The 24561-nt window shown below is 41.6% G+C and carries 15 protein-coding genes and 1 tRNA gene; 11 read left to right on the forward strand and 5 right to left on the reverse strand.

The genetic code is table 11. The annotated features are described in order from the left end of the window. Positions 1-91: 91 nt before the first annotated feature. From rplL to WG989_RS11445, 9 genes are all read left to right on the forward strand, one after another. The gene (gene rplL, locus WG989_RS11405) at positions 92-466 is read left to right on the forward strand and encodes a 50S ribosomal protein L7/L12 (protein ID WP_340429511.1); all 375 of its coding nucleotides are present in this window, start codon (positions 92-94) and stop codon (positions 464-466) included. 129 nt (positions 467-595) lie between these two features. Beyond that, a complete protein-coding gene (locus WG989_RS11410) occupies positions 596-2635 on the forward strand; it encodes a T9SS type B sorting domain-containing protein (RefSeq protein ID WP_340429513.1) in 2040 nt (679 codons plus the stop codon). A 300-nt stretch (positions 2636-2935) separates the two neighbouring features. After that, positions 2936-6748, forward strand: coding sequence for a DNA-directed RNA polymerase subunit beta (rpoB, locus tag WG989_RS11415; RefSeq protein WP_340429515.1), 3813 nt, complete (start codon positions 2936-2938; stop codon positions 6746-6748). Between the two features lie 121 nt (positions 6749-6869). Then, positions 6870-11156, forward strand: a complete 4287-nt coding sequence (gene rpoC, locus WG989_RS11420; RefSeq protein WP_340429517.1) for a DNA-directed RNA polymerase subunit beta' — start codon at positions 6870-6872, stop codon at positions 11154-11156. Between the two features lie 243 nt (positions 11157-11399). Beyond that, a complete protein-coding gene (locus WG989_RS11425) occupies positions 11400-12011 on the forward strand; it encodes an OmpH/Skp family outer membrane protein (protein WP_340429518.1) in 612 nt (203 codons plus the stop codon). Between the two features lie 129 nt (positions 12012-12140). Beyond that, positions 12141-13574: an APC family permease gene (locus tag WG989_RS11430; RefSeq protein WP_340429520.1), complete on the forward strand. Its 1434-nt coding sequence runs from the start codon at positions 12141-12143 to the stop codon at positions 13572-13574. Position 13575: 1 nt separating this feature from the next. Continuing rightward, positions 13576-14571, forward strand: coding sequence for a bifunctional heptose 7-phosphate kinase/heptose 1-phosphate adenyltransferase (locus WG989_RS11435; RefSeq protein ID WP_340429521.1), 996 nt, complete (start codon positions 13576-13578; stop codon positions 14569-14571). Position 14572: 1 nt separating this feature from the next. Beyond that, on the forward strand, positions 14573-15502 hold the full coding sequence (locus tag WG989_RS11440) for an isoaspartyl peptidase/L-asparaginase family protein (RefSeq protein ID WP_340429522.1): 930 nt from the start codon (positions 14573-14575) through the stop codon (positions 15500-15502). A gap of 66 nt (positions 15503-15568) precedes the next feature. Next, positions 15569-16234, forward strand: a complete 666-nt coding sequence (locus WG989_RS11445) for a 2-C-methyl-D-erythritol 4-phosphate cytidylyltransferase (protein WP_340429523.1) — start codon at positions 15569-15571, stop codon at positions 16232-16234. Positions 16235-16259: 25 nt separating this feature from the next. Here WG989_RS11445 and WG989_RS11450 read toward each other — a convergent pair whose 3' ends face one another. From WG989_RS11450 to WG989_RS11470, 5 genes are read right to left on the reverse strand one after another with little or no spacing between them, the layout of a single operon-like run. Beyond that, positions 16260-17177, reverse strand: coding sequence for a GNAT family N-acetyltransferase (locus WG989_RS11450; protein WP_340429524.1), 918 nt, complete (start codon positions 17175-17177; stop codon positions 16260-16262). Further along, on the reverse strand, positions 17177-20002 hold the full coding sequence (locus WG989_RS11455) for a M1 family metallopeptidase (RefSeq protein ID WP_340429525.1): 2826 nt from the start codon (positions 20000-20002) through the stop codon (positions 17177-17179). Before WG989_RS11455 ends, WG989_RS11450 begins: the two co-directional genes overlap by 1 nt. A 42-nt stretch (positions 20003-20044) precedes the next feature. Beyond that, positions 20045-21487, reverse strand: a complete 1443-nt coding sequence (locus tag WG989_RS11460; protein ID WP_340429526.1) for a M1 family metallopeptidase — start codon at positions 21485-21487, stop codon at positions 20045-20047. Between the two features lie 28 nt (positions 21488-21515). Beyond that, positions 21516-22931 carry a sugar transferase gene (locus WG989_RS11465; protein WP_340429528.1) on the reverse strand — a complete coding sequence of 472 codons (1416 nt, stop codon included), beginning with the start codon at positions 22929-22931 and terminating at the stop codon, positions 21516-21518. Positions 22932-22935: 4 nt separating this feature from the next. Further along, a complete protein-coding gene (locus tag WG989_RS11470) occupies positions 22936-23907 on the reverse strand; it encodes a Gfo/Idh/MocA family oxidoreductase (protein WP_340429529.1) in 972 nt (323 codons plus the stop codon). A gap of 179 nt (positions 23908-24086) precedes the next feature. On the opposite strand from WG989_RS11470, the gene WG989_RS11475 reads away from it, so the two are divergent. Together WG989_RS11475 and WG989_RS20955 are read left to right on the forward strand one after the other, a co-directional pair. Next, positions 24087-24160 (forward strand) — tRNA-Asp (locus WG989_RS11475). Between the two features lie 37 nt (positions 24161-24197). Beyond that, on the forward strand, positions 24198-24467 hold the full coding sequence (locus tag WG989_RS20955; RefSeq protein WP_445298478.1) for a GIY-YIG nuclease family protein: 270 nt from the start codon (positions 24198-24200) through the stop codon (positions 24465-24467). Positions 24468-24561: the final 94 nt, after the last annotated feature.

Genomic DNA, 24561 nt, shown 5'->3' on the forward strand with positions numbered 1-24561 from the left:
GATGTGTCTAAAATTAAAACGGAAGAAACAATTTTTTTAAACTGCCGTCGGAGCAAAAACAAGCTGTGAAGACGGTAAAAATTAAAACAAAATGGCAGACATTAAAGTATTAGCTGAATCATTAGTAAGCTTAACAGTTAAAGAAGTACAGGAATTAGCAGATGTTTTGAAAGCAGAATACGGTATTGAGCCAGCTGCTGCTGCGGTAGTAGTTGCTGCAGGTGGTGGCGATGGTGCTGCTGCTGTTGAAGAGAAAACTGCATTCGATGTAATTCTGAAGAGCGGTGGTGCTTCTAAATTGAACGTTGTTAAGATCGTTAAAGACTTAACTGGTTTAGGTTTGAAAGAAGCGAAAGACTTAGTTGACGGAGCTCCAAAGCCTGTTAAAGAAGGTGTATCTAAATCAGAAGCTGAAGAAATTGCAGCGAAGTTGAAAGATGCAGGTGCTGATGTTGAGATTGCGTAATGCATTCTTCCTACAAATTTCCAACCCCGACCTTTGTGTCGGGGTTTTTTTATGAGGCAACGTTTTACAGGCGGTGGCTGTCAAGTAAGTATTCCATTTACTTTTGCAGCAACAGGAAAAATCTTTGTATTGAAAAAGCACTTATCATTCATCGTTAGTCGTTTGGTTGGAGTAATTATTTTCATTGTAACTGCACATGAATTGCAGGCGCAATGCACTACACTCGGCCAAACACCTTCTACAGCATTTCCTGTTTGCGGCACAAGTGTGTTTACACAAAATAATGTGCCCAGTTGTGTCAATAACCAGGTAATTGTTCCGGGTTGCAATACCAGTCAAAACACCTATTACGATGTTAATCCCTTCTGGTACAGGTTTACTTGTTATACATCGGGTACGCTTAATTTTTTAATTGATCCTATCAGCGCAAGTGATGACTATGATTGGCAGATATGGGATATCACCGGTATTGATCCTTCCACAGTTTATAATAACACAACCCGTTGCATTGCAGCCAACTGGTCGGGTTTAACAGGACAAACGGGAACAAGTGCAACTGCAGCAAATTTATTTGAGTGCGGTTCGTTTAATAATACGAATCCTCCTAAATTCAGTCGTCGACCCAACCTTACAGCTGGCCGTACTTACCTGCTCATGATCAGTAATTTTTCCAATTCACAACAAGGGTATAAATTATCGTTTGGTGGTGGTACAGCAGTGATCACTGATCCGAAAGAACCATTGATGCAGGAAGTAAAAACGAATTGTGGTGGTGATGAATTGCGGCTGAAACTGAATAAGAAAATGAAATGTGCAACTATAGCAGCCAATGGAAGTGATATGCTGGCATTCCCGGGAAATATAACGGCTACGAATATGCGCCCCATTGGATGCAATAGTAGTTTTGAAACTGATTCAGTAGTGATCACTTTATCTCAACCATTGCCTCCCGGTAATTATACATTACAGTTAAAAAATGGTAGCGATGGAAATACTATTCTTGATTTGTGCGACAGGGCTATACAAACTACCGATGCGGTAAATTTTGTCGTGCTTCCATTGCAGCCAACTCCATTTGATAGCATTGCACCATTAACCTGTTCACCCAGTAGTGTTCGCTTTGTATTTAAGAAGCTGATACGTTGTAATTCAATTGAAGTTTCGGGATCTGATTTTTCAATCAACGGAACGTATCCCGTAACAATCACAAACGCAAGAGGAAACTGCAATACCAGTGGATTAACATCTGAGATCATTGTTACATTCTCCCAACCTTTACAACGGGCCGGAACATTCACCATCAACTTACAACAGGGACTTGATGGTAATACGCTTTTGGATGAGTGTAATCAACAAACACCTCCATCTCAGTTATCATTTACTATACAGGATACAGTGAATGCTGATTTTACTTACAGTATAGGTTATGGTTGTACATCCGATACAGTCCAATACAATCACCCCGGTGGCAACGGCATCAATAGCTGGTTGTGGAATTTCGACAACAACGGAACAGGTACAAATCAATCAGAAGAAGTGATCTACAATTCGTTTGGAAACAAAGCAACCACGCTCATTGTATCAAATGGGTTTTGCAGTGACACATCAACAACAACCTTCCGGTTAAATAATTTTCTGTTGGCCAATTTCAATGTCAATCCATTTCTTTGCCCCGATAGTTTATTGCATGTGCAGCCCATACCAACAACTGAACGCCCTTTGAGTTTTTTGTGGGAGTTTGGAGATGGAAACACAAGCACCGATTCTTTTCCTGCGCCACATTTGTATGCATCATCAACAAACCAAACAAAGTACATTATTGCATACACTGTAACAAACGATCTGGGTTGCAGCAGTCGTGTTGAAAAAACAGTTACGCAACTATCAACCTGTCGCATCGATATTCCTTCTGCCTTTACACCAAATGGTGATGGCATCAACGATTTCTTCGGCCCCTTGAATGCACTTACGGCAGCCGATTTTATGTTCAGGGTTTATAACCGCTGGGGAGGTCTTGTTTATGAATCAAATGATTGGACAAAGCCTTGGGATGGAACGATCAAAGGTGTACAACAACCCGCTGCTAACTATGTATGGACATTGAAATATAGGGATCTGGTGACCGACATGGAAATAAACAGAAAGGGAAGTTTCGTGTTGATTCGGTAGAAATTCTTCAAGAAAATCAACCGGGTCCAAAAACAAAGGCAAACTAACTTTTCAATCCCAAACCTTCAAATTGTATCATTTTCCTGCCAACTTTTCCCAATCCTGACAAAACGGGGACAAAAGCCGGCAATCAAATTTTGTTCCAACACACAATATCACTAACTTTGCCTCCCTAAATTTAGGCTGAATAGCAAGTTGGCGCCCAATTACAGTCATAAATAACTGAAAATCAATTTACTTGTCTTTGCATAAAGACGGTGAGCTATTCGTGTGCACAAACTTAAAAACCGGTAAGAACATATGTCTTCATCAAGAGTTGCAGCAAACAAGAGAATTAATTTCGGAAAAGTAAAACACCTCGCAGAAATTCCAGACCTGTTAGGTATCCAGATTCAATCTTTTAAAGAGTACTTCCAGTTGGAAACTACTCCTGACAAACGTAACATTGAAGGGTTATTCCGAGTGTTCAAGGAAAACTTTCCTATCACTGATACACGTAACATTTTCGTACTGGAATTCTTAGATTATTTTATTGATCCACCCCGTTACTCTATTGATGAGTGTATGGAGCGTGGATTAACATATGCGGTTCCTCTTAAAGCCAAACTTCGTTTGAGCTGTAATGATGAGGAGCACGTTGATTTCCAAACCATCGTTCAGGATGTGTTTTTAGGAAACATTCCTTACATGACTCCCCGTGGCACATTCGTGATCAACGGTGCTGAGCGTGTAGTGGTATCGCAATTGCACCGTTCACCCGGTGTATTCTTCGGTCAATCAATTCACCCCAACGGAACGAAGATCTACTCTGCAAGAGTAATTCCGTTCAAAGGTGCGTGGATGGAGTTTGCAACAGACATCAATAACGTGATGTATGCTTACATCGATCGTAAGAAAAAATTCCCTGTAACAACATTGTTACGTTCGATCGGCTTTGAAACAGACAAGGACATCCTTGAACTGTTTGGTATGGCTGATGAAGTAAAAACAGATAAGAAAGCATTGGAGAAATATGAAGGCAAGCGTTTGGCTGCACGTGTACTCCGTAGCTGGGTTGAAGACTTCGTAGATGAAGATACAGGTGAAGTAGTGAGTATTGAGCGTAACGAAGTGGTATTGGAGCGTGATTCGATCCTGGATGCTGAAGCAATTGAAATGATCAGCGAAATGGATGTGAAGAGCGTGTTCATCCAGAAAGAAGAAGTGAGTGGTGATTTTGCGATCATCTACAACACATTGAATAAAGACACTTCGAACAGTGAGTTGGAAGCGGTACAGCACATCTATCGCCAATTGCGTGGTGCTGATGCTCCTGATAACGAAACTGCACGTGGTATCATTGATAAATTATTCTTCAGCGATAAGCGTTATGATCTCGGTGAAGTTGGTCGTTATAAGATCAACCGTAAACTTGGATTGAATTTCCCGATCGAGAAGAAGGTATTAACGAAAGATGATATCATCTCCATCATTAAGTATTTGGTGAAATTAACCAATGCGAAAGCTGAGATCGATGATATTGATCACCTCAGTAACCGTCGTGTACGTACAGTGGGCGAGCAGTTATATGCTCAGTTCGGTGTAGGTCTTGCACGTATGGCCCGTACAATTCGTGAAAGAATGAACGTACGTGACAACGAGGTGTTTACTCCGGTTGATCTGATCAATGCAAGAACATTGTCATCTGTGATCAACTCATTCTTTGGTACATCACAGTTATCACAGTTCTTAGATCAAACAAACCCTCTGAGTGAGATCACGCACAAGCGTCGTATCTCCGCACTCGGACCAGGTGGTTTGAGTCGTGAAAGAGCAGGTTTCGAGGTGCGTGACGTACACTATTCTCACTACGGTCGTCTTTGTACCATTGAAACACCGGAAGGACCAAACATTGGTTTGATCTCTACTTTGTGTGTGCATGCTACTGTAAACGATATGGGCTTTATTGAAACGCCTTATCGTAAAGTTGAGAATGGTAAAGCAGATGTAAAAAATCTTACGTACTTGAGTGCGGAAGAAGAAGATACAGCGAAAATTGCACAGGTAAATATTGCGATTGACGATAAAGGAAACATCACTGAAGAGAAAGTTCGTTCACGTGAAAGTGGCGACTTCCCGATCCTCGAAAGAGCAGAGGTGGAATACATGGACGTTGCGCCAAACCAGATCGTTGGTTTGAGTGCATCGTTAATTCCGTTCCTGGAGCATGATGATGCCAACCGTGCGTTGATGGGATCGAACATGCAACGTCAGGCGGTTCCGCTTGTACGTCCGCAGGCGCCTATTGTTGGTACCGGTTTGGAAGCAATGGCAGCAAGAGATTCACGTATTCAGTTGAACTCTGAAGGAAAAGGTGTGGTAGAATATGTTGATGCCAACGAAATTCATGTTCGTTACGAACGTAATGAAGAACAACGTTTGGTAAGCTTTGAAGAAGATCTCAAAATTTATAAGCTCACCAAGTTTATCAAAACAAACCAAAGCACTTGTATTAATCTGAAACCGGCTGTGAAAAAAGGTCAGGCAGTAAAAGAAGGCGACTTCCTTACTGAAGGTTATGCAGTGAAAGATGGTGAGTTGGCATTGGGTCGTAACCTGAAAGTGGCGTTCATGCCTTGGAAAGGTTACAACTTTGAGGATGCCATCGTTATCAATGAGAAAGTTGTGAAAGAAGATCTTTTCACATCTGTACACGTTGAAGAATACGAACTCGAAGTGCGTGATACAAAGTTGGGTGAAGAAGAATTAACTCCGGATATTCCAAACGTAAGTGAGGAAGCAACCAAAGACCTGGATCAGAACGGTATCATCCGTATTGGTGCAGCCATTAAAGAAGGCGATATTCTCATTGGTAAGATCACACCAAAAGGTGAAAGCGATCCAACTCCGGAAGAGAAGTTGTTACGTGCCATCTTTGGTGATAAAGCAGGTGATGCAAAAGATGCATCTCTGAAAGCTCCAAGCGGAACGGAAGGTGTTGTAATTGATAAGAAATTATTCCAACGAGCCAAGAAAGATAAGAATGGTAAGATCCGTGAAAAAGCTTTGCTTGAAAAAGTAGAGAAGATCCACGAGAAGAATACTGCTGATCTGCTGGATGTATTGTTGAGCAAATTGTTATCACTGTTGCAAACAAAAACGTCTGCAGGTGTTAACAACAACTTTGGTGAATCATTAATTGGAAAAGGTGCGAAGTTCAATCAGAAAAATCTTGCAACCATCGACTATGCAAACGTTAACCCGTTAGGCTGGACAGGTGATGCAACAACTGATGAGTGGATCAACCAATTGTTACACAACTACAACATCAAGTATAACGAAGAACTCGGCCGTTACAAGCGTGAGAAATTCAACATCTCTATTGGTGATGAATTACCGGCTGGTGTATTGAAACTTGCGAAGGTTTATTTAGCTGTGAAGCGTAAACTGAAAGTGGGTGATAAAATGGCGGGTCGTCACGGTAACAAAGGTATCGTTGCCAAGATCGTTCGTCAGGAAGATATGCCGTTCCTCGAAGACGGAACACCTGTTGATATTGTATTGAACCCATTGGGTGTACCTAGTCGTATGAACCTTGGACAGATCTATGAAACTGTACTTGGCTGGGCTGGTGAAAAACTCGGGGTGAAGTTCGCTACGCCGATCTTCGATGGTGCTACAGTAGAAGAAATTGCAGATCATATTGAGCAGGCAGGTTTACCGAAGTTTGGCCATACATTTTTGTATGATGGTGAAACAGGTGAGCGCTTCCACCAGAAGGCTACAGTTGGTATCATTTACATGATCAAACTGCACCACATGGTTGATGATAAGATGCACGCCCGTTCTATCGGACCATACAGCTTGATTACACAACAACCGTTGGGTGGTAAGGCACAGTTCGGTGGTCAGCGTTTCGGTGAAATGGAGGTGTGGGCATTGGAAGCATACGGTGCATCCAACATCCTGCAGGAATTACTTACACTCAAATCAGATGATATCATGGGTCGTGCAAAAACCTATGAAGCAATCGTAAAAGGTGATAACGTACCACGTCCTGGTATTCCTGAATCATTCAATGTATTGGTTCATGAATTAAGAGGCTTGGGACTTGACCTGAAATTTGAAGAGTAAATCCGGCTGAGAGCTTTCAGCTGTGAGCTGCAAGCTTCAACATCAAACAAATAGTAACAAAGTTTAAATAATCAGCAACGGGGCTCACAGCCCGCTGCTAAAAGCTAAAAGCTCAAAACTTATGGCATTCAGAAAAGAAAACCGTCAGAGGCCTACGTTTTCAAAAATCACCATCGGTCTTGCATCTCCTGATACAATTCTGGAACGCAGCTTTGGTGAGGTGTTAAAGCCGGAAACCATCAACTATCGTACGTACAAACCTGAGCGTGATGGTTTGTTTTGCGAACGCATTTTTGGACCGGTAAAAGATTTCGAATGTGCTTGTGGTAAATACAAGCGTATCCGTTACAAGGGTATTGTGTGCGATCGTTGTGGTGTGGAAGTAACGGAAAAGAAAGTACGTCGTGAGCGTATGGGGCACATCAAATTGGTAGTACCTGTTGTTCATATCTGGTATTTCAAATCATTGCCGAATAAAATTGGTTACCTGTTAGGCGTAAGCTCTAAGAAATTAGAGACCATCGTTTACTACGAACGCTATGTCGTTATTCAACCGGGCGTAAAAGAAAACATGGTAATGGGTGATCTTCTTACAGAAGAAGAATACCTCGATCTGCTAGATACATTACCAAAAGATAATCAATACCTGCCTGATGAAGATCCAATGAAATTCATCGCCAAGATGGGTGCTGAAGCTGTGCACGATATGTTGCAGCGTATTGATCTGGATCAATTGAGCTACGACTTACGTAATGCAGCTGCAACTGAAACTTCACAACAACGTAAAGCAGATGCGTTAAAGCGTTTGAGCGTTGTAGAAGCTTTCCGTGATGCAAATCTTCGCATTACAAACCGTCCTGAATGGATGGTTATGCAATACATTCCTGTTATTCCACCCGAACTGCGTCCGTTAGTTCCATTGGATGGTGGTCGTTTTGCATCTTCTGATCTGAATGATCTCTATCGTCGTGTAATCATCCGTAATAATCGTTTGAAAAGATTGCTGGAGATCAAAGCTCCTGAAGTAATCCTTCGTAACGAGAAGCGTATGTTACAGGAAGCGATCGATTCATTGTTCGATAACTCACGTAAATCAAATGCAGTGAAAGCCGAAGGCGGACGTGCATTGAAATCATTGAGTGATGTATTGAAAGGTAAACAAGGTCGTTTCCGTCAGAACTTGCTTGGTAAGCGTGTTGACTATTCCGGTCGTTCGGTAATTGTGGTAGGTCCTGAAATGAAATTGCATGAGTGCGGTTTACCAAAGGATATGGCGGCTGAACTGTTCAAACCATTTATCATCCGTAAGCTGATTGAAAGAGGTATCGTAAAAACAGTGAAGTCTGCACGTAAACTCGTGGACAAGAAAGAAGCCATTGTTTGGGATATCCTTGAAAATATATTGAAAGGTCACCCGATCATGTTAAACCGTGCCCCAACGTTGCACCGTTTATCGATCCAGGCCTTCCAACCGAAATTGATTGAAGGAAAAGCGATCCAGCTTCACCCGCTCGTATGTTCTGCGTTCAACGCCGATTTCGATGGTGATCAGATGGCGGTTCACGTTCCATTGAGTAATGCAGCTGTATTAGAAGCTCAGTTGTTGATGCTTGCATCACACAACATCCTTAACCCGCAGAACGGACAGCCAATTACGCTTCCTTCTCAGGACATGGTACTCGGTTTGTATTACATCTCAAAAGGAAAGAAAACAACTGATACTGAAATTGTAAAAGGTTCAGGTAAGGCGTTCTATTCTGCTGAAGAGGTGATCATTGCTTACAACGAAAAGCAAATTGACCTGCACGCATGGATCAAAGTAAAAGCCAATGTGCTGGAGAAAGGACAGTTGGTAAATAAACTCATTGACACAACAGTGGGTCGTGTAATCTTTAATCAGTTTGTACCGAAAGAAGTTGGTTATGTAAATGCATTATTAACGAAGAAGAACTTGCGTGAGATCATTGGTGATATCATTGAAATTACCAACGTTCCTAAAACAGCGAAGTTCCTTGATGATATCAAAACACTTGGTTTCCGTACAGCCTTCCAGGGTGGATTGTCGTTCAACATTAACGATTTGCTCGTTCCTGAAATTAAAGAGCAATTAGTTGAGAATGCACAAGGTGAAGTTGATGAAGTGTGGGATAGCTACAACATGGGTCTTATCACCAATAACGAGCGTTACAATCAGATCATTGATATCTGGAGCCGTGTTGATACACGTGTAACAGAAACATTGATCCGTGAAATGGCGGCCGATAAGCAAGGTTTCAACTCCGTGTTTATGATGTTGGATAGTGGAGCCCGTGGTAGCAAGCAACAGGTAAAACAGTTGGCTGGTATCAGAGGTTTGATGGCGAAGCCACGTAAATCTGGTTCTACCGGAAGTGAGATCATTGAGAATCCTGTATTGAGCAACTTTAAAGATGGCTTGAGCGTATTGGATTACTTTATCTCTACCCACGGTGCCCGTAAAGGTTTGGCCGATACTGCCTTGAAAACAGCGGATGCCGGTTACCTTACCCGTCGTTTGGTTGACGTTGCACAAGACGTTGTGATCAAAGATGAGGATTGCGGTACACTGCGTGGTATTGCTACAAGTGCATTAAAAGATAACGAAGATATTATTGAACCATTGAGCGATCGTATTGAAGGTCGTACATCATTACACAATGTGTATGATCCGTTAACTGATGCGATCATTGTAAATGCAGGTGAAGAAATTTCGCATGCACTTGCACGTCAAATCGAAGAAGCGGGTATTGAAACGGTTGAAATACGTTCAGTACTTACTTGCGAAAGCAAGCGTGGTGTATGTGTGAAGTGTTATGGTAAAAACCTTGCAACAGGTGCAGTAGCACAAAAAGGTGATGCCGTTGGTATCATTGCTGCACAGTCAATTGGTGAGCCAGGTACACAGCTTACTCTCCGTACCTTCCACGTGGGTGGTGTTGCCGGTTCTGCATCAGTAGAATCTTCATTGCCTGCTAAGTTTGATGGTACCATCCAGTTCGATGGTTTACGTACAGTAACTACCACGAATAATGAAGGTGAAAAAGTACAGATGGTTATTGGTCGTACAGGTGAAGTAAGGATCATGGATTTGAAAAATGATCGCTTGCTCATCACCAACAATATTCCATATGGTGCTACATTAACTGTGAAAGAAGGACAGCAGGTGAAGAAAGGTGATTCGATCTGTAAGTGGGATCCGTTCAACAACGTAGTAGTTGCTGAAATTGCAGGTGCTATTAAGTTTGAAAACATTCTTGATGGTATCACATTCCGTGAGCAGGCTGATGAACAAACTGGTCACCGTGAGAAAGTGGTAATTGAAACAAAAGATAAAACCAAGATCCCTGCACTGTTAGTGGAAGGGCCGAAGGAAACGAAAACATACAACCTGCCGGTAGGATCACACATTGTGATGGAAGAAGGTGAAGAAGTAATTGCAGGTCAGGTGTTGGTGAAAATTCCACGTGTACTTGGTAAGCTTCGTGATATTACCGGTGGTCTTCCACGTGTAACAGAATTGTTTGAAGCTCGTAACCCGGGTAACCCTGCTATCGTTTCTGAAATTGATGGTGTGGTATCCTTTGGTAACATCAAGCGTGGTAACCGTGAGATCATTGTAACAAGTAAAGATGAAGTGGTGAAGAAGTACCTCGTACCTCTTACACGTCAGATCCTTGCACAGGAAGGTGATTTCATTAAAGCAGGTGTTCCATTAAGTGATGGAGCTATTGCACCGGCTGATATTCTTACCATCAAAGGACCGTTTGCAGTACAGGAATACGTAGTAAATGAGATCCAGGAAGTATATCGTTTACAAGGTGTGAAGATCAACGACAAACATATCGAAACCATCGTTCGTCAAATGATGAAGAAGGTAGAGATCATTGATGCAGGTGATACGAAGTTCCTTGAAGAAGATTTGGTTGATCGTTTCGAATTCAACGAAGAGAACGACCGCATCTTTGATAAGAAAGTAGTAACAGAGCCAGGCGATAGCAATAAATTCCGTCCGGGACAAATTGTTACACTGCGTGAGTTCCGTGAAGAAAACAGTATCCTGCGTCGTGCCGATAAAAAGCTGGTAGAAGTGAGAGATGCTCATTCTGCAACTGCTCAACCGGTATTGCTGGGTATTACCAAAGCTTCATTGGGCGTACAAAGCTGGATCTCTGCTGCATCGTTCCAGGAAACAACAAAAGTGTTGAGTACTGCTGCAATTGAAGGTAAAACTGATGAATTACTGGGCTTGAAAGAGAACGTAATTACCGGTCACCCGATCCCTGCAGGTACAGGCTTACGTGAATTTGAAAACATGATCGTAGGTAGCAAGGAAGAATATGAATTGCTTCTTACAACCAAAGAAGCCATGAGCTTCGATGACGAAGAGTAAGCAATAGCCGAATGATAATTCAAAGCCCTCCAATTTGGAGGGCTTTTTTATTGGTGTCTGATCACCTGCAAGGTGACTGTACATTTTTTATTTTAGCAGGAAGTGCAGTCATCATCCTGCGTCGGATGAGCAGACTCCAACCTTCTAAAGGTTGGTAACCCTTACTACTCCTGTTAAGGCTTTCTTAAAAACCATTTCGTTTTTTTACACTCACCCGAAATCCTTTACTTTGCCCACCTGATTATGAAAAGTATTCAAAGCATTTTACTAGTGATCATAGCAGCAGCGGTGGCTGTGCTTTACGTGTTGCATTTTAGCGGAAAAAAGCCTGTTGAAACAGGAAGAACGTCTGTGAAAAAAGACAGTGCCGATGCAAAAGAACAGCATATACGTGTTGCGTATATCGATCTCGATACCATTCAGAAGTATTATGAATTCTTCAAACTGAAGAACGATGATATTGAACGTGAAAAAACACGCTACGATAATCAGATTCAAAGCGACTTGAATAAACTGGAACGTGACCGTATTGAATTCCTGAAAAAAGGCCAGGCCATTACACAGGTTGAAGCAGAGAAATTTCAACAGGAATATCAAACACGTTACCAACAGATTGGTCAACGTCAACAAACTCTGCAAGGGCAGCACCTGGAGAACCAGGCAAAGGCCATTGATGCAATTCAAAAACGCATCAATGAATACCTGAAAGAATATAACAAAGAAGGTAAATATAATTTCATCTTCTCTACACAGGAAGGTAATCCTACGTTGTACTTTAAGGATACCGCTTTCAACATTACAAGTGAAGTTGTAAAAGGCCTCAACGACACGTACAAGCAAACCAAGAAGCAATAGCAGTTTCGAATTAATTCATATCTTCCGTTTCACGTGGCATATTTATAGTTCGCTTGCCATGTATTTTCGCCATGCGAAAGACAATCGTTTTCATGGCTTATTTTATTCATTTGAAACGAAACCACTGCTATGAGCGCTACACAACAGGAATTTAAACCATCCTTAAGTTTACTGGATGCTACTATGATGGTGGCAGGTTCCATGATCGGTTCAGGTATTTTTATTGTAAGTGCCGATATTACACGTAACGTTGGCAGTGCAGGTTGGTTGTTGGTTGTATGGCTTATTACGGGATTCATGACCTTAACTGCTGCTGTTAGCTATGGTGAGTTAAGTGCCATGTTTCCAAAAGCAGGCGGCCAATACGTTTACCTCAAAGAAGCATTTAATAAGCTTGCTGGTTTTCTATACGGCTGGAGTTTCTTCACTGTTATTCAAACCGCAACCATTGCGGCAGTAGGTGTTGCGTTCTCAAAATTCACCGGATATTTTATTCCTGAATTAGACATTAAAGATGAGAATATATTGTTCCAGTTTGGTGTGTTTAAGTTATATCCCGCACAGATCGTTTCTATACTTGTAATTGCATTACTTACTTATATCAATACGAGAGGAGTAAAGGGCGGTAAAGCCATACAAACGGTATTTACCATTACAAAACTTCTCTCACTTTTTGGGTTGATTGTATTTGGATTATTGCTTGCTGCAAAAGCTGATGTGTGGAATGCCAATTGGAGCAACGCATGGGAAATGAATAAACTTTCCGAAGGTGGAATGATCGCTGGTGTGGCAGGCAGTGCAGTGTTAGGTGCCATTGCAGCTTCAATGGCCGGCTCTATTTTTAGTAGTGATGCATGGAACAGTGTAACGTTTATTGCAGGTGAAATTAAAAATCCAAAACGAAATATTGGCTTAAGTCTTTTCCTGGGAACATTGATCGTTACACTTATTTATGTTGCAGCGAATGTGATGTACATAAGTGTACTTCCTTTGAACGGCGGAGAACAAAGCATTGCATTTGCCAAACAAGATCGTGTAGCTGTGGCTGCAGCAAATGAAATTTTTGGAAGTATCGGCACTTATGTAATTGCAGTGATGATCATGATCTCAACCTTTGGTTGTATCAATGGCCTTGTGTTATCAGGTGCACGTGTTTATTATACCATGGCGCAGGATGGTCTGTTTTTTAAACAGGCCGGAACATTAAATAAGAACGCAGTACCACAATGGGCATTGTGGGCACAATGCGTGTGGGCATCTTTACTTTGTTTAAGCGGACAGTATGGTGATCTGTTAGACATGATCTCTTTCGTAGTGGTGTTATTTTACGTGCTTACCATCATTGGCATTTTTGTATTGCGAGTAAAGCGTCCGGATATTGAACGCCCTTATAAGGCATTCGCTTATCCAATACTGCCGATTATTTATATTATTCTTGGATTGACGTTTTGTTTCTTCCTCATTACAATGAAACCTTTGTACGCAGGAATTGGTTTTGGAATTGTTTTGTTAGGTATTCCTGTTTATTATATTGCAGTTGCAAATCAAAAGAAGCCGGTTTAATATGAGCGTTTCGAAATTCGATCAGTTGTTTCAGCAGTTCTCACAACTAAAAGCAGGTGTGATCGGAGATGTGATGCTTGATACATATATGTGGGGACATGTGGAACGTATTTCGCCGGAAGCACCGGTTCCCATTGTTACGGTTGATAAAAAAGAATATCGTATTGGTGGTGCTTCAAATGTAGCGTTGAACATTGCATCGCTTGGTGCAAGTGTTTCAATGATCAGTGTTGTTGGAAATGATGAAGAAGGAAAACAGTTGCAGCAATTACTGCAACAGCAAAATATCAAAACTGATTTTTTACTGAACAGCCCCAAACGAATTACAACCAGCAAAACACGCATTATCAGTCGTAACCAACAGATGATGCGGTTGGATAATGAGATAACAACCGATCTGGGTTATGAAGATGAGAACCGCTTGATCCTTGCACTGCAAACATTTATTGCACAGGAAAAACCCGATGTGCTCATTTTTGAAGATTATAACAAAGGCGTTTTAACTGAACTGGTAATTCAGAAAGCAATTGATCTTTGCAAGCATCATGGTATTGTTACCACTGTTGACCCCAAGCGTAAAAATTTCTTTCAGTATAAAGGCGTGGATGTATTCAAGCCCAACCTCAAAGAAGTAAAAGATGGATTGAATCTGTTAACGGATGATATAAGTGAAGAGGCGTTAAAACAAATTCATTTTCGTTTAAAGGAACAACTGCAACATCATACATCCTTCATTACACTTTCTGAAAAAGGAGTGTATTATGAAAATGAAACCGAAGCAGGCATCATTCCTTCACATCGGCGTAATATTGCTGATGTAAGTGGTGCCGGTGATACGGTAATTGCTGTTGCATCATTAGTTTATACCGCTACAAAAGATATTCAACTGATGGCTGAGGTTGCAAACATTGCCGGAGGTTTGGTTTGTGAAGAAGTGGGAACTGCTGCGATTCAACAGAAACGACTGTTACAAGAGTGTAAATTGTTATTGAAATAAGATGCGTGATTTTTCCATTGCAATTCATGGTGGTGCCGGTACAATTCTAAAAGCTGATATGACGCCCGAGCTTGAGGCTGCTTATGTGAGCGGTCTTGCTGAAGCATTAACTGCCGGCTATACATTGTTGGCGAAAGGTGGTACTGCATTAGATGCTGTAGCAGCGGCAGTACGCTCATTGGAGGAGTGTATTTTATTCAACGCAGGAAGAGGATCTGTTTTTACAAAGACGGGTGGACATGAAATGGACGCAGCTATTATGGATGGAAAGACATTAGGAGCAGGTGCAGTAGCCGGCGTAAGCAGCGTGAAGAATCCTGTATTGCTTGCCAAACTGATCATGGAAAAAAGTGAGCATGTAATGTTGAGTGGAGATGGTGCATTGCAGTTTGCCAAACAACATCAATTGCAATTGGAAGAAGAAGATTATTTCTTTTCACAGTTTCGATATGACCAGTGGCAGTTGGTAAAAAATGAGGATACCACTTCACTCGATCATAATATTCACATCGAAAAAAAGTTCGGAACCGTTGGTGCGGTTGCATGCGATGCCAATGGAAATCTTGCAGCTGCTACAAGTACAGGCGGCATGACGAATAAAAATTATAATCGTATTGGCGATACACCCGTAATAGGATCCGGCACGTATGCAAATAATCAAACCTGTGCTATTTCCTGTACCGGACATGGTGAACTATTTCTTCGGGCAGTTGCGGCGTACGATGTCAGTTGCCTGATGGAATACAAAGGCATGACTCTGCAGGAAGCAATGGAAAAAGTTACATTGGATAAATTGGTAAAGCTGAAAGGCGAAGGCGGAATGATTGGCGTGGATGCAAATGGAAACGCAGCAATGGTGTTCAACAGCGATGGAATGTATCGTGCCATGCAAAGCAATCGAGGCGAAAAGCAAATCGCTATTTATCGATAATGCCATTGGGTCTTTTAACGCTCATATGTCACAGCTGTATAAAAACTCTCTCTTATCTTTGTTGCTATGCAAACATATGTTGTAATTGTGGCCGGAGGGGCCGGCAAACGAATGGGTTCTGTGCTTCCGAAACAATTTCTATTATTAAAAAATAAACCGGTACTCTATTACACCATCAATGCATTCTTGAACGCATTGCCGGAGTGTAAAGTAATTGTTGTGTTACCGGAAGAGCATCTGGAACTGGGCAAAGAAATCGTTGACGGTTTCTTTGATGCGCAGCGAATACAATTGACCGTTGGTGGCGAAACACGTTTTCACTCTGTACAAAATGGATTAAAGCTGGTGGAAGAAGAGTCGATCATATTTGTACACGATGGAGTGCGTTGCCTGGTTCAGGAAGAATTAATTCAACGTTGTTATACCACGGCTTTAGAAACAGGAAGTGCTGTGCCTGCGATTGAATGCAGAGACAGTGTTCGTATGATCACCGAAGAAGGAAATGATCCTGTTGACCGTTCGAAATTGCGATTGGTACAAACGCCGCAAACATTCCACAGCAAAATTTTGCTGGCCGCTTTTGCGATCGATTACAAACCATGGTTTACAGATGAAGCCAATGTTGTAGAAGCATTTGGTTTAAAGGTAGCGCTGGTGCAAGGCGATGATACAAATATCAAAATCACGAACCCAATTGATTTAGTGATTGCTGAAAAGATACTTGAAGGTTAATCACTCATCACTGATCATTCATCACTCATTCTTTCAGCCACTTCAATAATTTCGGCAAACGATTCATGCGTAGAGCAGGATAGCGTTCTTCTGCAGCGCCATAGCTGCTGTAAAAAAAAGCAAGATTGCGAATATCGCTTCCTTCAAAATCAAGCAGTGTTGCTGTTCCTGCATGTTTATGGATAAAACGATCAATGAGATAATGCGAAGCGCCCAATGTTTTTCCATTCGGGTGATTGCCCACGAGAATATAGTACCAGCGGTTGTGTGAAAACAAAAATACAGCCGACGCCAGGAGTTTGTTCGCAACAGAATAGATGCCAATCAATTCTGCCTGTTTATTTTTTCTGGCAGCTTCATACACATTTCGAAAGCGGTTCAACTGTTCATCACTAATAGCGGAAACACGCTGCATGGTTTCGCCTGCTAAAGCAAGTATTTCAGTAAGTGCAATCTTTTCTTTTACGATCAATCCGCTTTGTTCAGCTTTTTTAATATTCCGTTTCAGGTTGGTACGATAGTCGTTTGCAATTTCTTCATATGATCTGTTCAGCGGCAATATATAATTTACCCGTTCCGTCATTGGGAAATCAGCAATACTGAACATGTTCTGATGATTGAGATAGATATCAATGTACTTATAACGCCGGGGAATTTTTTTCAGGAATGCTTCAACAGTTACAGCTGTTGGGATTGTGTTGGCAAACACTCCTAAGCTGGCACAGAAATAAGGCTGGTATAAATAATGAACGCCGTATTTGCTATTCCATGGCAACGGCATTACTGCTTCATAGTCATTCAACACCAATGCATCCCAATCGTCACACATCGCATCGAGGTACCACGCATACGCATAGATCAAACCATTTGCTGCTTCTTCAATACAACGGTTCCATTTCTGTTGATCAATTTCTGCATGCGGTATGTAATTGATCTGTTGCATCAGAAAGGGAAGCGCCTGTCGATTTTCTTCAAACTGAAATTCTGAATATCAATGGTAAAGCTGATATTTTTCAGAAAACGTTTTTCAGGAATGGTTGATTCAAAATAATCACGATACACTCTGCTGTACAGCAGCGGTGCATAAATGTTGATCGTATTTTTCAGCAACGAAAGCTGCAAGCCTGCATTGAACAATACTTTGCTGCCTTCTGCATTCGGTCCCCATGCTTCTGCATAGGTGCCGAGATCCATATATACTTTCAGTGGAACTTTTACAGGTAAAATATTGAGGATATTGATCTGGTCGGGAATATCGCTTGAAATATTGATCGCCATCAACCAATTGTCTGTTTTGCCTACTTTATTTGCTAATAGATCAGTACGAACTTTAAAACCTCCATCACGCATCATCATTTGCTGACTGGCAAAACCTTCAAATTCATTTCGCCCCACAAAGTAGTTACTGTATGTATAATCTTCATATCCTTTCGGCGCAGATAAGTTCAGGTAGTACGGATCGTTTCTGAATTGTTTGGTAATTGTTTTCTCTCCGAGATAAATAAACTTACCGGCAAATACACGGATATCGGCTCCTAACTTTTCATTGTAGTTAAAATAGTAATTGCCTGTAAAGGCAAGTCGTAGAAAATCCTGCGCCTGTTCAGCCATCAACTCACCACGATATGGATACAACGCCCTTTTATCCTGTATCACAAAACGTAACTGGTTGAGATAACGGGAAACATTCAACTTTGTAATTTCAACAAAACGATTTCCATTGGGAAAGGTATCGCTTCTGAAACGAAGGTCATCTTCATCCAAGAAAAATGTTTTCCATTGTATAAAACGCTCTCTTGTGCTACGTGGATTTGATTCTTTTAATACAAATTTTAAGGAGGGGGCAATTTTTCGTACACCCAATATGTATTTCTGGTTTGCTGTATCTGTAAAATCATTCGTTGAAAATTTCAACGCATTTACAGCAAGCGTGATTCGTTGAAATGTTTTCTGCGGATAGAATGTATAGCTCATTCTTGCAAGTCCGTTCAGCTGTTTGCTTTTTGTTGCATATACAGGTGCTACGATAAATTGAAATTTCGAAGGAGCAAGTGTATAGTTATGAATGGCACCACCAATCATAAAACCATCATACATATTGATGCCGGCAACAGGTGAAACAATCACAGTGTTTTTTGTTGCATCATTGGTGCCAACGAAAGGCGAAATAGTAAATTTCTTTTTCTGCTCCGTTACTAATGGCCCTTTTTTGTTGAGCAACGCAAATGTTGCATCGAGATTTTTCCCACTTACCTGTTCAAGCGTATGTTGCAGATCAGCAGGGTAGGGATGCTTGCCTTTCCATTGCTGAAAATATTGTTGCATGGCCTTGTCAAATACAGTTTTGCCAAGCTGTTGTTCCAGCAACTGCATAAACTGTGCACCTTTCTCGTAAGCGATCAATGAATAATTCGCTTCTGTTAATGAATCGGCTGAAGTATTTACTGGCTGATCAAGTTTTAGCCGTTCAAAACTTTGCAAAAACAATGCATCATCAAAATTCAGATCAAATAATTGTTTTTTATCGGTTGTTGGTTTATAACGGCTCGCTTCTTTCTCAAAACGTTTTCCGTAGTACGAATTAATACCTTCATCAAACCAAGGATAACGTTGTTCATTATTCGCCAGCATACCTTGAAACCAGTTATGTCCCACTTCATGTTCAATTACACTTTCTAAAGAACGCTCATTCGGCATGCGGGTAATAGCAGTGATGCAGGGATATTCCATGCCACCAGAAAAACCCATCGGTGCTTCCACCGCTGCAACTGTATTGTAAGGATATTCACCAATGGTATTGCTTCTGAAATGCACCGCATCCTTGATCATACGAATGCTGTTTTTCCAAAGTGTTTTGCTTGCAGCAGGAAAAGCAGCATAAGCGTCTATAACCCGACCGTTTGCAAGCTGGATCGTATCGTGCAACAACATAAACTTCTTATCAGCAAACCATGCAAAGTCATGCACATTGTTTTGGGTATACAAAAGTGTTTTGGTTTCTTCTGTTGTTACAGGAAGTTTAACGGGCTTTTTTGCAGTTGTTTTTTTTGCTGTTTGTTTTACAGGTTGCGGATTGTAATTAGCTGCCCGTTCTTTCATCCACTGCTGCTCTTCTTTGTTCTGCAAATTGCCGGAGCTCAATACCACATAACTTTTTGGCACAGTGATCTTCACTTCATAATTCCCAAACTCACTGTAAAACTCACCCTGATCTAAATACGGCATGGGATGCCAACCTAATTGATCATACACGGCCGGTTTCGGAAACCATTGTGTGATCTGATACGATTGACCTACATGTCCTCCTCTTGAAAAGTTTTTTGGCAATTGCACATGAAACGGAGTAGTTAATTCAATTGTTTCACCGGGTGCAAGTGGTTGTGGCAAGATCACTTTAATAATATCAATATGCTGCGGATGATCTTCAATATCGGCACGTTGAGCATTCACCCGAAAGTCCAGGCGATTGATATAGCCACGATCTTCTGCATTCGAAAAATAAAAATCAGTACGCCCGTTTTCCAACAGTTGATCGCTGAAGGCAGTATTATCTGTGCGGTAAGCATTTGGCCACACATGAAACCAGATAAAACGCAAACTGTCGGGAGAACGATTGCTGTATTCAATTTTTACAAAACCATCCAATGTATGCTCAACATCGTTGAGTGTTACATCAATTTTGTAATTGACCTGTTGCTGCCAGTACGATGGCTGGGCAACGGAAACAGAGGTGCTGATTAACAGGAGCAGAAAAATGAAATACTTCACTCAATGGGTTTTATCAAAAATAATATCTTCTTTTGGTTACACCTATAATTTACCACGCTCTTTTAAGAGGGAAAACACGCTGTTCAGCTTTCTTTTGCATACTTGCTCCATTACCTGCTGAAAATCCTCCGGATAAGGATGGCGGAATTTCCAACGTGAATAATATTCTTTGATACCCGCTTCAAAGTTTGCCTGTCCTGTCTGCTTCTGCAATAAACGTAACCATTCCTGTGTTTTTGCATAAACAGCGAAAAAGTAGGCATCCGCAGTTTTATACAATTCAGCATTCTGATCAATAGGGTCACGAAAATCATTTTCAAAAACCGGGCTTCGGTTTGTAATAGTATTGCTGAACCAATCAGTGAGTCCCTCATCCATCCAGGCATGATCACGTTCGTTGCTTCCAATGATGCCGTAAAACCAGTTGTGTACAATTTCATGTGTGAGTACATACGCATCAGGCACATTCAATAAACAGATCATCGGGTATTCCATTCCTCCGCTAAACCGGTTGCCTGAACCTTCAACAACAGAAACAGAACTGTAAGGATATGGGCCCACATATTCTTTCATGTCAAAAAGTATGTCTGCTATCTGATCGTTTGCTTCATCCCAAAATGAAGAACGGGTTGTTTTGGAGAATGTAAAAATGTCAACTGTATGCCCGTCATTCAAAAGTGCCTGTGAATAACGGATCATAAAATCTTGAGATGCAAACCATGCAAAGTCGTGGATGTTTTTTTGCTGATAGCGCAATGTTTTGTAAGATGATTGAAATGCAGGTTTGTATTTTGATCCTGCTTTTTTTCTGTTTTTTATTCCAATGATCTTATAGCTTTCCAACTCTTCTTCTGTTGTCAGTTCACCTGTTGCAGCTACTACATACGATGATGGAAGTGTGATCGAAACATCAAAGCTGCCAAACTCACTGTAAAATTCACCACGATCCAAATAGGGCATGGGATGCCATCCTTTCTGATCGTACACTGCCGGTTTCGGATACCATTGCGAAATATAAAAATCGTTTTTAGCGTAGCCAAGCCGGGATTCGTATTCGGGAATTTTTACAAAGAACGATGTTTGAATACGAATGGCTTCTCCCGGAAGTAATGGTTGCTTCAATACCAGTTTGATAATATCAATATGTTGTGGATGTGCTTCGGTGAAAACTGTATCGTTATCGATTGTAAAATAAACGCTGTCAATGTAGCCGTTGTTTTTTCGATAATAGGTACTGCCGTTTTGTTTGGCATAGGCTGTGCTCTTATCCTTATACGCATTGGGCCACAAGTGAAACCAGATATAGGTAAGTGTATCGGGAGAATGATTGATGTATTCAATACGTTCAAGACCTTTCAACGATTTGTTTTGTACATCCAGTGAAACATCAATGGTATAATTCACTTCCTGTTGCCAGTACGTTGTTTCCTGTGCAGATGTGAAAAAAGCAGATACCAGTAAGGTGAGGAGAAAACTGATTTTCATACAAGGTTCTTTTAGCTGCTGTTGTGCATCATCTTCCTTTGCCAAGAAAAATCAATCGAATGGTATGGATGATGATCTTTATATCAAGTGCCAATGAAATGTTTTCAATATAGATCAAATCGTATTTGCTTCGCTCCACCATCTCATCTACATTTTCGGCATAACCAAACTTTACCATGCCCCATGATGTAAGTCCGGGTTTTACTTTCAACAGGTAACGATAGTAAGGCGCTTTCTCAACCACCTGGTCAATATAGAATCGTCGTTCAGGACGTGGACCTACCAAACTCATTTCACCTTTCAGAATATTCCAGAACTGCGGCAATTCATCGAGCCGCCATTTCCGCATCACTTTTCCCCACGGCGTAATGCGTTGATCTGTTTCCGAAGAAAGTGCAGGACCGTTTTGTTCTGCATCTGTTCGCATGGATCTGAACTTGTGGATGTAAAACGGTTTTCCTTTTAACCCGATCCGTTCCTGCGAATAAAACACCGGACCTTTCGACGATAGTTTTACCCGGATGGCCACAAAGATGAGCAGTGGAAACAACATGATCAATGCAATGATCGACGCCAGTACATCCATCAGGCGTTTGATGTTTTGTTGCCACTCACTCATCATACCGGTGTGCAGATCAATGAGCATGGCACCAAATACATTGCTGGTTCGTACCGAGCCGGAAAGAATATCAATGGTGTTGGGCAATAGTTTGATGCTTACATCATGTTCACTGAGAATGATGAGCGATTGCTCCATGGAAGAGCGTTCTTTTTCTTCGGTAGCAATGATCACCTGTTCAATTTGTTTTTCTCTGATCACATTCGACAGATCCTGCAATGAACCTAACGATGGTAAATATTTGGCAAGACCGTTAGACGATGTTCCATCGGGATACAAAAAACCGGAGAAATGAAAACCAAGTGTTTCGCCCGAACCCTTAATGTCGTTGTACAATTTTACTGCACTGTAGTTTGCACCAATGATGAGTGTGTTGATCTTTACATTGCCGTTTACAAACTGTTGTTTGATGATGGTGAGTATGATCCAGCGAAATAACCAGGTGATCCCAAACTGCAAGGAAAACAGCAACAACGATTCTTTATAATAAAATGTGTACGATACAATTCGATCGTCGAGTAGCAATGCAAAAAACAACACCAGACAACCGAGCAGACTGCAAAAAAATGTGCTCGTTAATTCCTGCAGCCGTGATTTGCTGTAGAGATTCCGGTAACTGCCGAATAAGTGATAGAAGATGATCCAGCAAAGAGGGATCACCAAAATACCAATGAAAAACGTTGGGTCAAGCGTTTGATTCAGCAGGCTGTTTGCCTCGCCCAACAATACCCTGCGTAATAAATAAAACAATCCCCATGCAAAGGTGGCCGACAGCCAGTCTGCAAAAACATACCATCCAATATGCAGGCGGGATTTTTGAAACATGCCTTTATGCAACGGTAGCCCGCTGAATTTTTTGAAGTATCTGGTGTGCCACATCCATGGCACGTAATCCATCCACTTCACTTACAGGTATAGGTTTATCGAGCAGTATCGCATCACGGAAATGTTCCAGTTCCATCCGAATGGCATTTACTTCTTTTACCGGAGGGTTGGAGATCGCAATTGTTTTTTTACCGTGATTGGTTTCAATATCAAATGTAAACGCATCTGTATCGTCGGAGTTTTTCATACGGATGATCTCTGATTTCTTTTCCAGGAAATCGATACCGATGTAGGCATCCCGTTGAAACAACCGGATCTTCCGCATTTTTTTCATGCTGATGCGGCTGCTGGTTAAGTTGGCCACACAACCATTGTCGAATTCAATGCGAACGTTGGCGATATCCGGCGTGTCGGTCATTACAGCAACGCCGTTGGCATATACATTCTTTACATCACTTTTTACAAGGCTTAAAATAATATCGATGTCGTGGATCATGAGGTCGAGGATCACACTTACTTCTGTACCCCTTGGGTTAAACTGCGATAAGCGATGCACTTCAATAAACATCGGGTTCAGCTGCAAATCCCTTACTGCGAGGAAGGCGGGATTGAAACGCTCCACATGCCCCACCTGTAATTTCACGTTGGCTTCACGTACCAGCTTTACCAGTTCGTTGGCTTCGTCCATGGTATTGCACATGGGTTTTTCCACAAACACGTGTTTACCCATGCGAACGGCCATTTGGCAAAGCTCAAAGTGATAGTTGGTGGGCGCCACAATATCGGCTGCATCGCAGAGCGCCATTAATTCTTCGGCACTGGAATAGCGACGGAGCTGATACTTTTCGGCCACTGCTTTGGCAGCCCGGTCGTTGGGGTCGTAAAAGCCAACCAGTTCAACGCCTTCGATTTCTTTCCAGTTATTGAGATGAAATTTTCCGAGGTGGCCGGTGCCAAACACAGCTATTTTGAGCATTTAATTCAGTTAAGTAGGGGCAAATATAAACTATGGTTGGGTTGGGGGTAACTAGTTTGTTGGTTTCCTGAAAAAAGGTCAAAAACATTTTTTACGAAATATGCAAAACCCCTATCTTTGCCGTCCCGAAAAATGAATGCTAATTGATTCTTGATCAGGCATTCATGCATAGGGTAGTTGGATCGGTAGTTCAGTTGGTTAGAATGCCGCCCTGTCACGGCGGAGGTCGCGGGTTCGAGTCCCGTCCGGTCCGCAAAAAGCTTCGGTTAATCACCGGAGCTTTTTTGTTTATGCATTACTATGTATACATACTGGAAAGTGAAAAGGATGGTAGTTATTATAAAGGATTTTCTACTGATCCCAGCATAAGATTAGTGCGACACAATCGAGGCGAAACAGCAAGTACCCGTCATTTGTTACCTTGGAAATTGGTGTATGTAGAGTTAATGGCAACAAAATCGGAAGCGTTGGTTCGTGAGAGGAATCTAAAGAAGGCAGCCCGTGAGCGGATTCAAGCGCTACTATTACATTCAAAAAATATTTACAAGGATTTTATATAAGGTTGGAATACCGCCCTGTCATCCCCACAATGCTGTGGGGACGGGTTCGAGTCCCGTCCGGTCCGCAAAAAGCCACTCAAGTTTGAGTGGCTTT

The sequence above is a fragment of the Lacibacter sp. H407 genome, from assembly GCF_037892605.1.
Classification (GTDB): domain Bacteria; phylum Bacteroidota; class Bacteroidia; order Chitinophagales; family Chitinophagaceae; genus Lacibacter.